Origin of the sequence: Micromonospora sicca, from assembly GCF_003172935.1 — a bacterium.
GTDB lineage: Bacteria > Actinomycetota > Actinomycetes > Mycobacteriales > Micromonosporaceae > Micromonospora > Micromonospora sicca.
Genome location: NZ_QGKS01000067.1, coordinates 1 through 14,412, shown reverse-complemented (window position 1 = coordinate 14,412; position 14,412 = coordinate 1). Strand labels below are relative to the sequence as shown.

At 71.9% G+C, this 14,412-nt stretch carries 15 protein-coding genes and 2 pseudogenes; 12 read left to right on the top strand and 5 right to left on the bottom strand.

Annotation, left to right across the window (positions count from 1 at the left end; all coding sequences use genetic code 11):
* The coding region (locus DKT69_RS01830) for a LacI family DNA-binding transcriptional regulator (protein ID WP_109799872.1) at nucleotides 1-1,040 on the bottom strand (1,040 nt) is incomplete at its 3' end.
* A 370-nt stretch (nucleotides 1,041-1,410) separates the two neighbouring features.
* Nucleotides 1,411-2,280: an aminopeptidase gene (locus DKT69_RS01825; protein WP_109799871.1), complete on the bottom strand. Its 870-nt coding sequence runs from the start codon at nucleotides 2,278-2,280 to the stop codon at nucleotides 1,411-1,413.
* Nucleotides 2,281-2,446: 166 nt separating this feature from the next.
* Here DKT69_RS01825 and DKT69_RS01820 point away from each other — a divergent pair, with 166 nt between their 5' ends.
* The 8 genes and pseudogenes from DKT69_RS01820 to DKT69_RS39385 all read left to right on the top strand — a co-directional run.
* The gene (locus tag DKT69_RS01820; RefSeq protein ID WP_109799870.1) at nucleotides 2,447-2,716 is read left to right on the top strand and encodes a glutaredoxin domain-containing protein; all 270 of its coding nucleotides are present in this window, start codon (nucleotides 2,447-2,449) and stop codon (nucleotides 2,714-2,716) included.
* Nucleotides 2,717-2,753: 37 nt separating this feature from the next.
* On the top strand, nucleotides 2,754-3,869 hold the full coding sequence (locus tag DKT69_RS01815; protein ID WP_109799869.1) for a M24 family metallopeptidase: 1,116 nt from the start codon (nucleotides 2,754-2,756) through the stop codon (nucleotides 3,867-3,869).
* Complete coding sequence (locus DKT69_RS01810; protein ID WP_109799868.1) at nucleotides 3,866-5,008, top strand: acyl-CoA dehydrogenase family protein; 1,143 nt, start codon at nucleotides 3,866-3,868, stop codon at nucleotides 5,006-5,008. The genes DKT69_RS01815 and DKT69_RS01810 overlap by 4 nt, the downstream gene beginning before the upstream one ends.
* Nucleotides 5,009-5,070: 62 nt before the next feature.
* Complete coding sequence (locus DKT69_RS01805; RefSeq protein ID WP_109799867.1) at nucleotides 5,071-5,223, top strand: DUF433 domain-containing protein; 153 nt, start codon at nucleotides 5,071-5,073, stop codon at nucleotides 5,221-5,223.
* 60 nt (nucleotides 5,224-5,283) lie between these two features.
* A complete protein-coding gene (locus DKT69_RS01800) occupies nucleotides 5,284-5,793 on the top strand; it encodes an Lrp/AsnC family transcriptional regulator (RefSeq protein ID WP_109799866.1) in 510 nt (169 codons plus the stop codon).
* Between the two features lie 294 nt (nucleotides 5,794-6,087).
* Complete coding sequence (locus DKT69_RS01795) at nucleotides 6,088-6,324, top strand: hypothetical protein (protein ID WP_109799865.1); 237 nt, start codon at nucleotides 6,088-6,090, stop codon at nucleotides 6,322-6,324.
* The gene (locus DKT69_RS01790; RefSeq protein WP_109799864.1) at nucleotides 6,321-8,030 is read left to right on the top strand and encodes a CDP-glycerol glycerophosphotransferase family protein; all 1,710 of its coding nucleotides are present in this window, start codon (nucleotides 6,321-6,323) and stop codon (nucleotides 8,028-8,030) included. Before DKT69_RS01795 ends, DKT69_RS01790 begins: the two co-directional genes overlap by 4 nt.
* 88 nt (nucleotides 8,031-8,118) lie before the next feature.
* Nucleotides 8,119-8,315: pseudogene (locus DKT69_RS39385) on the top strand (Lrp/AsnC family transcriptional regulator); the annotation flags it as partial.
* On the opposite strand, the gene DKT69_RS01780 reads toward DKT69_RS39385, so the two are convergent.
* Entirely contained in the window at nucleotides 8,245-8,856 is a 612-nt protein-coding gene (locus tag DKT69_RS01780; RefSeq protein WP_109799863.1) for a histidine phosphatase family protein, read from the bottom strand. The pseudogene DKT69_RS39385 and the gene DKT69_RS01780 overlap by 71 nt on opposite strands.
* 165 nt (nucleotides 8,857-9,021) lie before the next feature.
* Between DKT69_RS01780 and DKT69_RS01775 the strand changes: the two genes are divergently transcribed.
* On the top strand, nucleotides 9,022-9,207 hold the full coding sequence (locus DKT69_RS01775) for a CsbD family protein (RefSeq protein ID WP_109799862.1): 186 nt from the start codon (nucleotides 9,022-9,024) through the stop codon (nucleotides 9,205-9,207).
* Between the two features lie 263 nt (nucleotides 9,208-9,470).
* Complete coding sequence (locus DKT69_RS01770) at nucleotides 9,471-9,806, top strand: YnfA family protein (RefSeq protein ID WP_109799861.1); 336 nt, start codon at nucleotides 9,471-9,473, stop codon at nucleotides 9,804-9,806.
* A gap of 3 nt (nucleotides 9,807-9,809) precedes the next feature.
* On the opposite strand, the pseudogene DKT69_RS01765 reads toward DKT69_RS01770, so the two are convergent.
* Nucleotides 9,810-10,942: pseudogene (locus DKT69_RS01765) on the bottom strand (low temperature requirement protein A).
* Nucleotides 10,943-11,041: 99 nt separating this feature from the next.
* On the bottom strand, nucleotides 11,042-12,448 hold the full coding sequence (locus tag DKT69_RS01755) for a KamA family radical SAM protein (protein WP_109799858.1): 1,407 nt from the start codon (nucleotides 12,446-12,448) through the stop codon (nucleotides 11,042-11,044).
* Nucleotides 12,449-12,593: 145 nt separating this feature from the next.
* Here DKT69_RS01755 and kdd point away from each other — a divergent pair, with 145 nt between their 5' ends.
* Both kdd and DKT69_RS01745 read left to right on the top strand, forming a co-directional pair.
* Nucleotides 12,594-13,655, top strand: a complete 1,062-nt coding sequence (gene kdd / locus DKT69_RS01750) for an L-erythro-3,5-diaminohexanoate dehydrogenase (RefSeq protein WP_109799857.1) — start codon at nucleotides 12,594-12,596, stop codon at nucleotides 13,653-13,655.
* Nucleotides 13,656-13,660: 5 nt separating this feature from the next.
* Nucleotides 13,661-14,412, top strand: a 752-nt coding sequence (locus DKT69_RS01745; RefSeq protein ID WP_146230960.1) for an amidohydrolase family protein, incomplete at its 3' end; no start/stop codon positions are given.

The following is a 14,412-nucleotide window of genomic DNA, read 5'->3' as shown; positions in this document are numbered from 1 at the left end:
CTCCAGGCGCTGCGCGACGCGGGCCGCCGGGTGCCGCAGGACGTGGCGGTGGTCGAGGCGCGCGCGGTGAAGCTGGTCGGGATGATGGTCGGTTGGTCGGGCAGGGGTGCGCCGGCGAAGTGGGAGATGAGCGCGCGGGCGGCGGCCGCGCCCATCTCCCGCAACGGCTGGCGCACCGAGGACAGCGGCGGGTGGGTGTGCCCGGCCAGGGGCAGGTCGTCGAAGCCGACCACCGCCACGTCCTGCGGCACCCGGCGGCCCGCGTCGCGCAGCGCCTGGAGAGCGCCCGCGGCGGACAGATCGTTGTGGGCGAACACGGCGTCGAACGGCACGCCGGCGGCGAGCAGGCGTTCCACCGCCGCCCGCCCGCACTCGAAGGTGAAGTCGCCCTCCACCACCAGGGCCGGGTCGATCGGCAGACCCGCCTCGGCGTAGCCGCGGGCGAAGCCGTCGAGCCGCTCCCGGGTGCAGCCGAAGCGGCTCAGGCCGGTCACGACCAGCGGGCGTCGTCGCCCGAGCACCAGCAGGTGCGCCGCGGCGGCACCGGCGCCCGCCGCGTTGGTGGTGCGGACCGAGGGGAAGCCCGGCTGGTGGCCTCGGTCGTCGATGAGCACGACCGGCAGGCCCCGCTCGTGCAGCGCGGTGATGTAGTCCAGGGTGCCCTCCGGCTCGACCACCAGCAGGCCGTCGAAGGACTTCGCCGAGACCTGGGAGGCGAACCGCCGCATCGACTCGTCCCCCCGGTTGCAGGTGGACAGCAGCAGGCCGTACCCCTCGGACTCGACCACGTCGACCGCCCCCTGCAACACCTCGCCCATCCAGGGCCAGGTGAGGGCGGGTACCAGCATGCCGACCACCCGGGTCCGGCCGCGGGCCAGCCCGACGGCCCGGGCGCTCGGCACGTAGCCCAGGTCGGTGATGACCGCGCGGACCCGGTCCGCGGTCCGGCCGTCCACCTCGCCCTTGCCGTTGAGCACCCGGGAGACGGTCGTCTTGCTCACGCCCGCCCGGGTGGCGACGTCGGCGATGGTGATCGGCACGTGACGCTCCCGGGTCGCAGGGATTGAGGGCGTGTTGCGGAACCGGTTTCGGAAGCGGTTCCGTCGCAGTCAATCGAAGTGGTGGCGGTCACGTCAATAACGGAGACGTAACGAAACATGACTTACTTCAAGACCTCAAAGAAGTGCCTGGCCAGGGTGGGTGCGCCATGGGTCACGGCGGGGTTCGGGCGACGACGGGGGTGGGCCGCGGAGCAGCATCGATGCCGGCGAACGACCGGAAATTGCGTCGCCGATCCGCGGGTGCGACCTACGGTGCTCCGATGACCCACCCCGACAGGAGTCGGCGAGCCCAGCGTCTCCCCGTGTGGCTGCTGGATGTGGACGGCGTGGTCAACGTGGACCGCCCCGCCTATCTACGTTGCGGGGCCTCGGCCTGTCCAGGGTCAGCCTCACGGGAGCTGCGCAATGCGCCGACCGCCACCAGTCCGGGGCCGGCGAGCGCAAGCGCCGCCTCTACGGCCTTCGACACCTGCGGGAAGTTTTCCGCCGACGTGCTCACCCTCACCCCTACCTCCAGGAAGGCATCGTCGCGAGGGTTGGCAATCATCCACCAGCCTGACCACGTCGCGGCGAGATCCGAGTAAGCGTGAGCCGCCGCCAGCGCCAGCAGGAACGACCCGACCGGGAGCAGCCATCGCCGGTCAGCGCGCCAACCGGACAGCGCGAGTGCCCCCATGGCCGCGAGGGTGCCGAGCAGCGCTGGCCATACCGTCCCGAGCAGTTCGAGCAGTGGATAGCGGCCGAACCCTCTGGCGAAGCTCAGCCCGAACCAGGCGAGTAGCAGCAGCGCGAGGAGGCTGGTCGCCACACCCCGCCGCCTACCCCGCGCCGGCAACGCCAACACACCGGCCGTGAGACACAGAACGCCAAGCAGCAGACCCGCCGCCGCGAGCCGCTCCCGGTCGATCATCTCCCGCCAGCGTGCCAGCATGGCCGTCTCACCTACCCGGCCGTACGTCAGCAAGCTCCCATCACCGATCTGCTCCTGGTACCAGGACAGTCGCGTCGCCGCGACGACGGCGAGCAGCCCGATACCGAGGATGACCGCCCACCTCACGCGACGCACACCCCGGCTCGCCGCCACCACGTACCCGAGCAGCGCGAGCAGCATGACGAGGCCGTACTGCAGTGACGCGCCGGGCATGACGAGCAGCGCCGCCGCAACGGAGAGCACACCGCTCACGACGGATGCCAGCAGCAGGCCGAGCGGGAGACGCATGGTCAAGATCGTGGCACATTGTCCGGGGCACGCGGCCTGCACATGCTCAGCCGGTGCCGTCGCTGCTGCACAGCCCGGTGCGGCACTCCCGCACCGACGGTCCGGTCGCCCCGGCCTGGCAGACTGGGCCGCGGCGCCGCCGGCGCGCCGTGGTGGGGAGGGCCCGATGGAGCAGGACCGGGATGGTGTCGTCCTGTACTGGCGGCCGATGTGCACGTACTGCCTGAAGCTCTGGGTGAAGCTGCGCTTCGCCCGGCTGCCGTACCGGGCGGTCAACATCTGGCGGCACCCGGACGCCGCCGCGTTCGTCCGCTCGGTCGCCGACGGCAACGAGACCGTCCCGACCGTCACGGTCGCCGGACATCCGCTGGTCAACCCGTCGCTGCGCCAACTGCGAGCGGCGGTCCGGGAGCACGCCCCGCATCTGCTGGCCTGAGCTACGCCGCCGCCCAAACGACCGTTAAGCTGGGCGGGTGGGAATCGACGAGCTGTACCCGGCCGAGCGGCTGGCCGCCGCGCAACGCGCCACCGTCGCCGCGGGGCTGGACGCGCTGCTGCTCACCCCCGGCTCCGACCTGCGCTACCTGACCGGGTACGACGCCCACGCGGGGGAGCGGCTGACCTGCCTGGTGCTGCCCGCCGAGGGTGAGCCGACGCTGATCGTGCCGGTCCTGGAACGCCCGGCCGCCGAGGCGTCCCCCGCACCGGCCACCGGGCTGCGCATCGTCGACCACACCGACGGAACCGACCCGTACCCACTGGTCCGCACGGCGCTGCCCGGCCCGGTGACGGCCGTCGGACTGGCCGACCGGATGTGGGCCGAGCAGGTCCTCGCGCTGCGCGCCACGCTGCCCGACGCCGCCCAACGGCTCGCCGGCGAGGTGCTGCGCGAGCTGCGGATCCGCAAGTCGCCCGCCGAGGTGGCGGCCCTGGCCGAGGCCGGCGCGGCGATCGACGCGGTGCACGACCGGATGGGGGAGTGGCTGCGCCCCGGCCGGACCGAAACCGAGGTGGCCACGGACATCGCCGCCGCGATCCGCGCCGCCGGCCACGTGACCGTCGACTTCGTCATCGTGGCCGCCGGGCCGAACGGCGCCAGCCCGCACCACGGCACCTCCGACCGGCCGATCGGCGCCGGCGAGCCGGTGGTGGTGGACATCGGCGGCACCATGCCGTCGGGCTACCGCTCCGACTGCACCCGCACCTACGTCGCCGGCGGCCCCGCCCCGACCGACTTCGCCGCCTACTACATGGTGCTGCACGAGGCGCAGCGCGCGGCGGTCGAGGCCGTCCGCCCCGGCACGACCGCCGAGGCGGTCGACGCGGTGGCCCGCGACCTCATCGCCGGCGCCGGCTACGGCGAGGCCTTCCTGCACCGCACCGGTCACGGCATCGGCCTGGACGGCCACGAGGAGCCGTACGTCGTCGCCGGCAATCCCCGTCCGTTGGAGGCCGGCATGGCGTTCTCCATCGAACCGGGCATCTACCTGGCCGGGCGGCACGGCGCCCGGATCGAGGACATCGTCGTCTGCACAACGGACGGCGTGCAACGGCTCAACACCACCCCCACGGAGCTCATCGCGCTATGACTGTCGACCGGATCCTCCCCACCGACGAGGCCCACGACCTGCTGGACCTCGCCACCGAGCTCGCCGACCGGGAGCTCGCGCCGAAGGCCGCCGGCTTCGAGGAGCGCGGCGAGTTTCCCCGCGAGGTGCTGCGCACCGTGGGCCGGGCCGGCCTGCTCGGCCTGCCGTACGCCGAGGAGCACGGCGGCGCCGCCCAGCCGTACGAGGTCTACCTGCAGGTGCTGGAGATCCTGGCCGGCCGCTGGCTCGCCGTCGCCGAGGCGATCAGCGTGCACACCCTGTCCTGCTACCCGGTGGCCCAGTTCGGCACCGACGAGCAGCGCAAGCTGCTGCCCGACATGATCGGCGGGGAACTGCTCGGGGCGTACTGCCTCTCCGAGCCGCAGGGTGGCTCCGACGCGGCGGCGCTGACCACGAAGGCGGTCCGCGACGGCGACGCGTACGTCGTCTCCGGCACCAAGGCGTGGATCACCCACGCCCGGGTCGCCGACTTCTACAACATCTTCTGCCGCACCGGCGGCCCCGGCCCGAAGGGCATCTCCTGCCTGCTGGCCGACCGGGCCACGCCCGGCATCCACCCGCAGGCCGCCGAGCGGACGATGGGGCTGCACTCCTCCCCGGTCGCGCAGATCGCCTTCGACGACGCCCGGGTGCCCGCCGACCGGCTGATCGGCGGCGAGGGGATGGGCTTCACCATCGCCATGTCCGCCCTGGACTCCGGCCGCCTCGGCATCGCCGCCTGCGCGGTCGGGCTGGCCCAGGCCGCGCTCGACTATGCGGTCGGGTACGCGCGGGAGCGACAGCAGTTCGGCCGCGCGATCATCGACTTCCAGGGGCTCGGGTTCAACCTCGCCGACGCGGCCACCCAGATCTCCGCCGCCCGGGCGCTGACCCTCGCGGCCGCGCGGCTGCGTGACGCGGGCCGGCCGTACTCCATCGAGGCGGCGAAGGCGAAGCTCTTCTCCACCGACATGGCGATGCGGGTGACCACCGACGCGGTGCAGGTGCTCGGCGGCGCCGGCTACGTGGCCGACCACCCGGTGGAGCGGTACATGCGGGAGGCCAAGGTGCTGCAGATCGTCGAGGGCACCAACCAGATCCAGCGGCTGGTCATCTCCCGCGCCCTCGCGAAGGGCTGACCTGTCGCGGTGACGTTCCCCCGGATCACCGTCGACCCCGGCGTCATGGGGGTGCGCCCTGCGTGCGGCAGTCGCGCGCCACGCTGCTGGCGATGATGGCCGAGGGGATGTCCGTGCCGGACATCCTCACCGACCTGCCCTTCCTCGACGCGGAGGACATGGCGGAGGTGCTGGACTACGCGGCGGACGCGGTGCGCGACCGCACGGCCGGCTGAGCGTCACGCCCGGCGGGCCGGGTGCGGCACGAGAGCCCGTTTCCAGGTAGGTTGCACCGCGTGGAGGAGATCGACCGCGCCATCGTCGCCGCGCTGACCGGAGACGGTCGGCTGTCGTACACGGACCTGGCCGAGAAGGTGGGTCTGTCGGTGTCCGCGGTGCACCAGCGGGTCCGCCGGCTGGAGCAGCGCGGCGTCATCAAGGGATACGCCGCCCGCGTCTCCTTCGAGGCGCTGGACCTGCCGCTGACCGCGTTCGTGGCGATCCGGCCGTTCGACCCGTCGCAGCCGGACGACGCGCCGGAGCGGTTGGCCCACCTGCCGGAGATCGACTCGTGCTACTCGGTGGCGGGGGAGGACTTCTACCTGCTGCTGGTGCGGGTGGCCAGCCCGACGGACCTGGAGCGGGTGCTCCAGGAGATCCGGACCTCGGCGAACGTCACCACCCGCACGACCGTCGTGCTCTCCACTCCGTACGAGCATCGCCCGCCGAAGGTCGGCCCGGATCCCGTGAATCCGCACCGGCTCCGTGGCATCTCGGCTGAGTCGGCGGGTTCGCAGGCGGGTTGACCCCGCTCAGCGAGCGATGATCGCCTCCGCCCCTGGCCGGGGACGGCCGGCAAAAATCGGATGCGGTCATTGGTGAGCGCTCGGCGCAGGCGGACAAGATCGTGCCAAACGGGTCGAGGAAGATCGAGAACGGGCTACCCCGGTGCGGCCGGCTGGCAGGGATCGAAGCTAGGATCCATCCCTGATTCGTGCGGTCCGGACCATGAGCGGACGCCGGGCCTACGGCCGGTGTTGTCCGTGCTGCCTCCGCCCTCGAGTCGCTTTGCGTGTCATCAACGGGAGGATGAGGTAACCGTGCTGTCGCATGAGCGAAGCGCCTTCGGGCCCCGACAGGCGGAGAGCTTCGCCACCTACCTGCAGTTCCTTGAGCACAACGACGTCGAGCACGTGGTCCAGCCGGGCAAGGCGAACCGGGCCTACGACGCGGCGCTCGCTGCCGCCCAGTTGCAGCAGAACTTCCTGGCGAACTGCCGGGGCCGGGTGGGGCAGCCGCTGCGGATCAACCCGTCGCCGGCGGGGGTTGGGCGATGACGGCTTCGAAGCCGGGTCGGTCCCGGTTCAGCGGATGGCTGGCGGAGGCCCGGACGTCGGCCGCGGGGGCGCTACTGCCCGCCTCGGCGGTCGAGGTGGTGGCCCTTGCCGCCCTGCTGCTGGCGGCGGTGGGAAGCTCCCGCCTCTGGGCGCTTCCCCCGGCCGTTCTCGCGCTCGGTCTGCTGGCCTGGGCGTGGCGTGGCGGTTCGGTGTCCGGCGGAACGTCCGTCGTGGCGCGTATCCTCCTGCTGGCCTGCGCGTACCTGCTCGGCGCGGTACACGGCAGTCTTGATCCCGCCTTGGCCGTTGGTGTCGCCGTCGCAGGCTTGGCGGTTCTCACCGAGTCGCTGTTGGCGGCCGTGTCCGATGCTGTTTACCCCGTCTCGGCCAACCTGCCCGGAAGCGGCTCACGGCCTGACCGTAGCCCCAACACGAGCCGCGTGGCGCTGGTCAACGGCGCTGCGGTTCTCGTGGCACTGGTCTGCGCGTTCACCGACATCTTCGGGGTGATCGCGCTGGCGGTGGCGACCGCGGCGCTCGGGTTGGCCCTGTTCACCGGGTTGCAGGCGCTGACGCGGGTGCGGGCGCGGCGCAGCAGTGAGACGAAACTGCATGCCGCGCTGACCGCCTACGAGCCGGTCTTTCTCGTGCATTGGAACGCACCCGCCGGCACCGCCTACCAGATCGCGATGTGGTTGCCCTACCTGGAACGCCTCGGCAAGAAGTTCTTTGTGCTGGTTCGCAGCCAAACCAACTTCAATGAGGTGGTGGGTCTCACCAAGGCCCCGGTGGTCCTGCGGATGGGGCTGAACCAGCTCGACGATGTCATCGCCCCGTCGCTACGGGCAGCCTTCTACGTCAATACCGCGACGATGAACAACCACGTGATCCGGTATACGAACCTGACGCACATCCAGCTCAACCACGGCGACAGCGACAAGGTGCCGAGTCACAACCCGGTCTTCCGGATCTACGACAAGAACTTCGTCGCCGGCCAGGCCGCGATCGACCGGTTCGCGGCCAACGGCGTGAGCATGCCCGCAGAGATGTTCACCATCGTCGGGCGCCCTCAGGTCGAGAACGTCGCCATCGCCACCGGGCCAATCGCCTCGATTGCCAACCCTCGGGTCCTGTACGCCCCGACGTGGGCCGGCTTCTATGCCGACTCCAACTATTCCTCGCTGCTCGTTGGCTGCGACATCATCAAGGCGCTCGTCGCTCGCGGGTGCAGCGTCGTCTTTCGACCGCATCCGTACAGTCAGCGGTCCGCGGAGTTGACCCGCGAGTGTGAGCGCATCCGGACGCTGCTGGCTGACGACCGCCGGGCGAACGGACGGCCACACGTCTTCGGAGCCGAGGCTGAGGTGGCGATGACGGTCGCGGACTGCTTCAACGCGTCGGACGCGATGGTGTCGGATGTGTCGAGCGTGGTGGCGGACTACCTGTACTCGGAGAAGCCCTTCGTGATGGTTGCCGTCTCGGTGCCGGCGGCCCAGTTCCCGGAGGCGTTCCCGCTTGCGCGGGCGGGCTACGTGATCGACGCGTACGGCGGCCGGCTGCAGGGACTCGACGCCGCCCTCGACGACCTCCTCGGCAGCGACCCCCTCGCCACTACCCGCCGCGACCTCAAGAAGTACTACCTTGGGGACATTCCGGCGGACCGGTACGCGCAGCGCTTCCTCGACGAGGCCTCGCGCTACCTCTGATCCTGCCAGCGCCCACTATTGGCTCCGGTTCAGCGTCAACGCTGAACCGGAGCCAATAGTTGTGGCGCGGCCACGTGAGGATGCTCCCTTGACCCTCAGGCCAGCTGGCCCAGCCGACCGGAGCGGCTGTTGCCGGAGATCGGGACCTCCGCGAACGTCACCACCCGCACCACCGTGGTGCTGTCCACGCCGTACGAGAATCGGCCGCCGAAGATCAGTGCCGAACGCCCGGGCCGGGGTCGGTCCCGGGGGGCGGCGGAGCCGGCTGGTTCCAACGCTGGATGACCTGCCGCCCGTGCTCGTGACCGAGCACGCTGACGGTGGCGGTGTCCAGCCGCAGCCGGGCGCCGGCCGACGGCGGCAGGCCGATCCAGCGGGCGCCGAGCACCCGCAGGCTGTGCCCGTGGCCGACCAGGCCGACGGTGCCCCGGTCGAGCAGGGGAGTGACCCGGGCGAGCACCCGGTCGAGGCGTTCGCCGACCTGCGAGGGTGACTCGCCACCGGGGCAGCCGTCGGTCCAGATGTTCCACTGCGGGTGTTCCTCCTGGATGTCCGCGGTCGTGCGTCCCTCGTACTCGCCGTAGCTCCACTCGGCGAGGTCGGGGTCGGTGGCGTCGACGTCGAGGCCGGCGAGCTGCGCGGTGCGCAGGGCCCGCTGCCGGGGACTGGCCAGCACCCGGACGAACCGCCGGCCCGCGAGCATCACGCCGAGCGCGCGGGCCTGCCGCTCGCCGTCGGGGGTGAGCTCCAGGTCGGTGTACGAGGTGTGCCGGTGACTGGCGGTCCAGGCCGTCTCGCCGTGCCGGATCAGCAGGATCTCTCCCATTCGTCCAGTTAACCAGCCGGCGCGCTTCCCCGTTCACCTAGTATCCTAGGACGCTTTAGCGGTTGTGCCCGGGCACACCAGCCGTTTGGCCAAGGGACATGCGGGGACGCACCCGGGGACGGAGCATGCGGCCCCGGAATGCCGCGACAGCGGAGGGAGTCCTCGATGAGCTTCACCGAGAAGACGAAGAACAAGGCCCAGGAGCTGAGCGGACTTGCCAAGGAGCGGATCGGCCAGGCCACCGACAACGAACGGTTGCGGGCGGAGGGCGCCACCGAGCAGAGCACGGCGCGCGCCCGAAAGGCCGGCGAGCAGGCCGGCCGCGACGTCAAGGACGCCTTCAACAAGTGACCCGCACGGCGACGGGCTCCCAGTCCGGGAGCCCGTCGCCGTGCGTCTGGGCTACCTCCGTCCGGTACCCGATACGGCATACCGTCGAAGCATGAGTCCGGATGCTCCTCCTTCACCTTCCTGGTCTCCGCCACGGACGGCGTTGTCGTGGACGTGCGGGTTCCGGCCGGGCGCGAGGCCGCCCTGGACGGACTCACCGACCGGGCGAGACCTCGCGGACGGCTCGGTGAGCTGATGCGGTGGCCGCTGGGTAGCCTCCCGGCATGACGGTTGCCCGTTCCCTGCTGCTGTTCGTGCTGGCCGCGCTGGCCGAGATCGGGGGAGCGTGGCTCGTCTGGCAGGGCTGGCGGGAGCACCGGGGGCTGTGGTGGATCGCGGCGGGCGTGCTGGCGCTGGGGGCGTACGGCTTCGTGGCGACGTTCCAGCCGGACCCCAACTTCGGTCGGATCCTGGCCGCGTACGGGGGTGTGTTCGTGGCCGGGTCGCTGGGCTGGGGTGTGCTGGTGGACGGCTTCCGCCCGGACCGCTGGGACGTGGCGGGCGCGGCGATCTGCCTGCTGGGCGTCGCCGTCATCATGTACGCGCCGCGGGGCGGCTGACCGCTACGTCGTCGCCGTGTGCGGCTCGCCGCGGAGTGGGCCAGCCAACGGCATCACGGTGAGCACACCGATTGCCGCGGCGAGCTGCGCACCGGCGACGGTCCCGATGCCGAGGGGCAGGGTGGCGAGCGCGGCGGTGGCGCCGGCTGGTCGGGCCAGGGGTAGGCCGAGGCGCAGGCCCAGCCGGGCGCCGGCGACGCCGGTGAGGAACAGGGCGACGCCGCCGGAGAGCGCGAGCGCGGCTCCGATGCTGGCCGGCTCGCCCGGGTGGGAGACGGCGGCGTGGATGCCGGCGGCGGTGGCGATGATGCCGAGCAGGATCAGGTAGTGCGGCAGCACGTAGGTGCGGGCGGCGAGGTGGGTGCGGGCGCTTGGGGTGGCGGTGGTGAGGGAGGCAACGGCGTTGCGGGTGTCGGTGAAGTAGGTCCACCACATGGCGGCGGGCAGGGCGAGTCCCATGACGATGGCGCCCGCCGTGCCGGCGGTGACGTGGCGGACGTCGACGCCGGCGCCGATGGCGACGACGGTCTCGCCCAGGGCGATGATCACGAGCAGGCCGTGGCGTTCGACGAAGTGTCCGGCGGAGACGTGGAAGGTGCTGGCGACGCGGATCCAGGAGTGTCCGGGTGTGAGGTAGGGCAGCGCGGCCTGGACGAGGGCGGCGGCGAGCCAGAGCGCGTAGGTGGCGGGGGCGTCGACGAACGCGGCGAGAACGATGAGCAGCGCCGCGCCGAGGTTGTAGGAGGCGAGGCGGGGGACGACGGCGCGGGCGTCCGAGCGGCTGAACATGATCAGGTGGACGCCGTTGAGGACGAGGTAGCCGAGGGCGAAGAGCAGGCCGGTGTCGGTGAACGCGGCGGGGATGGCGACGCTGGTGAGCAGGAAGCCGGCCATGCCGGCGAAGAGGGCGATCTTCTGGGCGGGGCGTCGGGTGGCACGTGGTTGGTCAGCCAGGCGTAGCCGGTGTAGGGGTACCAGAGCAGTCCGAGGATGAGGACGGTGCGGCCGAAGCCGGCCCAGGTGAGGTCGTCTTCGAGGACGTGGGCGAGCTGAGTGACGATGAAGACGAAGACGACGTCGAAGAAGATCTCGACGGCGGTGACCCGGGCGGCGGTGTCGGGGGCTGCCGGGCTCATGGATCTGGAGGCTAGTGCCCGCGGCCGTCGGTGGTGCGGCGCTGGGGGAAAGGGATCGCCCCGGCACCTGCGGGTGCCGGGGCGAGGGTCCGTTTCGGGTCAGTCGTCGCGGTGGTCGGCCCACCATTGCTGGCCTGCGGCGGGCAGGGTGTCGATCGGGTCGTAGTAGGCGTAGCGCTTGTTGAGCGCCTCCAGGTCGGCGGACTCGATCGAGGTGCGGTAGTTCTTGGTCCAGTAGGAGATGCCGCGTTCGCGGTCGTACTCGGTGAGCATGTGCACCCAGCGCTTGCCGACGAAGGGGACGTCGCAGACGATCCGCGGGGTGGCGTAGCCGGGCAGGTAGCCCATGATGTCGTGCTGGAGTTGCTGGGCGTGCCAGACCGGGACCCGCCAGTGTTCGGCGTTGGGGATCATGTCGCACATGTAGAAGTAGTACGGCAGGATGCCCGCTTCGCCTTGCAGGGCGAAGCAGAGGTCGAGCAGGTCGGGGGCGGTGGCGTTGACGCCGCGCATGAGCACGCCCTGGTTGCGGACGTCGCGGACGCCGACGTCAAGGGCGGTCTGGGCGGCCTTGGCGACCAGCGGGGTGAGCGACTGGGCGTGGTTGACGTGGGTGTGGATGGCGAGGTTGACGCCGCGGCGGGAGGCGGTGCGGGCGACCCGTTCGAGGCCCTCGACGACGTCGGGCTGCAGCCAGTGCTGGGGGAGGCCCATGAGGGCCTTGGTGGCGAGCCGGACGTCGCGGACGGTTTCCAGTTCCAGCAGCCGCATCAGGTACGACTCGAGGTTCTTCCACGGCACGTTGGCCACGTCGCCGCCGGAGACGACGACGTCGCGGACGCCGGGGTGGGCCTTGAGGTAGCTGATGTGGGCGTCGTACCGGTCGACGGGCTTGAGGGTGAGCTTGAGCTTGTCGACGGCGGGGGTGGAGTTGCCGACGAGGTCCATCCGGGTGCAGTGGCCGCAGTACTGCGGGCAGGTGGAGAGCAGCTCGGCGAGGACCTTGGTGGGGTAGCGGTGGGTGAGGCCTTCGGCGACCCACATGTCGTGCTCGTGCAGGGAGTCGCGGCTGGCGTAGGGGTGCGACGGCCAGTCGGTGCGCCGGTCGGAGGCGACGGGGATCATGTAGCGCCGGATGGGGTCGGCGAGGAACGCCTCGGTGGTCATCGGCGCGAACGGCACCATCGTGTTGATCATCTGCGGCGGCACCAGCATCGACATGGTGGCCAGGGCCTTCTGGTCGGCCTCGAGGTCGGCGTAGAAGGACTCGTCGACTCCGTCGCCGAGGACGGTGCGCAGTTGCTTGATGTTCTTGACGCAGTTGACCCGCTGCCACTGGGCGTTCTCCCACTGCTCCCGGGTGACGTGGCGCCAGCCGGGGAAGCGGGTCCAGTCGGGTTCGACCAGGGGGCTGCGGCGGTATTCGTACGGCTGCCCGGCGGTCGAGACGGCGACCGGGGCGTGACGGGGTTGAGGGATGGTCTCAACCGGTTGGGTCTGGGTCACGGCCCCTCCTCGTTTCCTGGTGCGGGTTGATCAGCGATCCCGAAGGCTACTGGAAAATATCCGGTAAAGAAATTAGTCTGCCGTAAGTTTTCCCGCGACGCGAGTCCTAGCCAGGGCTTCGGGCGGCTGGAGGTAGGGGGTCGGCGTGACGTCACCGGTGGGTCTGCACCGCGTCGTGAAACCGGCGGGGGTGCTGCCGCAGGCGGCCTGGCGGCTGGACGCCGACCCGCGGATCGCCGCGAACGAGGTCCGCATCCGGGTGGAGCGGCTGAACCTGGACGCGGCGAGCTTCCGGCAGCTGTCGGAGAAGCACGGCGGCGACGGGGAGAAGGTCCGCGCCGAGGTGCTGGAGATCATCTCCACCCGGGGGAAGATGCAGAACCCGGTGACCGGGTCGGGCGGCATGCTGATCGGCACGGTGGACGAGGCCGGCCGGCGGTCCCCGCTGGGGCTGAAGGCGGGCGACCGGGTGGCGACCCTGGTATCGCTGACGCTGACCCCGCTGATGGTCCTCGACGGCCTGGCCCGCTGGGACGGGCGCAGCGAGCAGGTGCCCTGTGACGGGTACGCCATCCTGTTCGCCCGGTCGATCGCGGCGGTCCTGCCGGCCGACCTGCACCCGGAGCTGTCCCTGGCGGTCCTGGACGTGTGCGGGGCGCCGGCGCTGACCGCCCGCGTGGTGGCCGAGCACGTCGCCCGACGCCGGCGCGAGGGCGACCCGCGGCCGGTGAACGTGGCGGTGATCGGCGGCGCCGGCAAGAGCGGGTCGCTGTCCCTCGCGGCGGCGCGGCGGGCGGGCGCGGGTCGTACCGTCGGGGTGGTGCCGGTGGCGGCGGAGCGCGACGCGCTGGAGCGCGCCGGGCTGGCCACCGGCGTCGCGTTGGCCGACGCCCGCGACCCGGTGGGCCTGTCCACCGCGGTGACCACCGCGCTGGGCGCGCCGGCCGACGTGACGGTGGTCTGCGTGGACGTGCCGGGCTGCGAGCACGGGGCGGTCCTGGCCACCGAGGACGGCGGCACGGTGATCTTCTTCTCGATGGCGACGAGCTTCGCCGCCGCCGCGCTGGGCGCGGAGGGCCTGGCGGCGGACGTGACGATGCTGGTGGGCAACGGGTACGTGCCAGGTCACGCGGAGCTGGCGTTGGAGCTGCTGCGCTCCGAGCCGGGGGTGCGTGGTCTCTTCGAGTCCCGGTTGGCGGCAGACTGAACCCCATGACGAACCCCTCGACCTTGTACCGCGGCGGCGTGCTGCACTGTCCGGCCGACCCGAGCGCGACGGCGCTGCTGGTCCGGGACGGCCGGATCGCCTGGCTGGGTGCGGCCGCGGACGCCCCGGCCGCCGACCGGGTGGTGGACCTCGACGGCGCGCTGGTGACGCCCGCGTTCGTGGACGCCCATGTGCACGCCACCGACACCGGTCTGGTCCTGTCGGGCCTGGACCTGTCGGCGGTGCGCTCGGCCGGTGAGCTGCTGGACGCGGTGTCCGCGTTCGCGGCGGGCCTGCCGGGCGACGCGGTGGTGCTGGGGCACGGCTGGGACGAGTCGTACTGGTCGGAGCGGACCCTGCCGGACGCGGCGGCGCTGGACCGGGCGGCCGGTGGCCGGCGGGTGTACCTGTCGCAGGCGTCGATCCACTCGGCGCTGGTGTCGGCGGCGTTGTTGGCGGCCTGCCCGGAGGCGGCGGCCGCGCCCGGCTACGACCCGTCGGGCTGGCTGCGGCGCGACGCGCACCACGTGGTGCGGGCGGCGGCGCAGGGGTCGGTGACCCGGGCGCAGCGGGTGGCGGCGCAGCGGGTGGCGTTGCGCCACGCGGCGTCGCTGGGGATCGCCGCGGTGCACGAGTGCGGTGGGCCGGAGATCTCCGACGAGGACGACTTCACCGGCCTGCTGGGGATCTCCGGGGACGGGGTGCCGGAGGTGTACGGCTACTGGGGTGAGCTGCTCGGCGCGGCGCGGCCCGGGAG

Bases quoted from the DNA above. Each gene is read 5' to 3' on its own strand.
- DKT69_RS01825 (WP_109799871.1), bottom strand. From the start codon at position 2,280: ATGCGTCTCCCGCTCGGCCTGCTGCTGGCATCCGTCGTGAGCGGTGTG.
- DKT69_RS01820 (WP_109799870.1), top strand. From the start codon at position 2,447: ATGGAGCAGGACCGGGATGGTGTCGTCCTGTACTGGCGGCCGATGTGC.
- DKT69_RS01810 (WP_109799868.1), top strand. From the start codon at position 3,866: ATGACTGTCGACCGGATCCTCCCCACCGACGAGGCCCACGACCTGCTG.
- DKT69_RS01790 (WP_109799864.1), top strand. From the start codon at position 6,321: ATGACGGCTTCGAAGCCGGGTCGGTCCCGGTTCAGCGGATGGCTGGCG.
- DKT69_RS01780 (WP_109799863.1), bottom strand. From the start codon at position 8,856: ATGGGAGAGATCCTGCTGATCCGGCACGGCGAGACGGCCTGGACCGCC.
- DKT69_RS01775 (WP_109799862.1), top strand. From the start codon at position 9,022: ATGAGCTTCACCGAGAAGACGAAGAACAAGGCCCAGGAGCTGAGCGGA.
- DKT69_RS01770 (WP_109799861.1), top strand. From the start codon at position 9,471: ATGACGGTTGCCCGTTCCCTGCTGCTGTTCGTGCTGGCCGCGCTGGCC.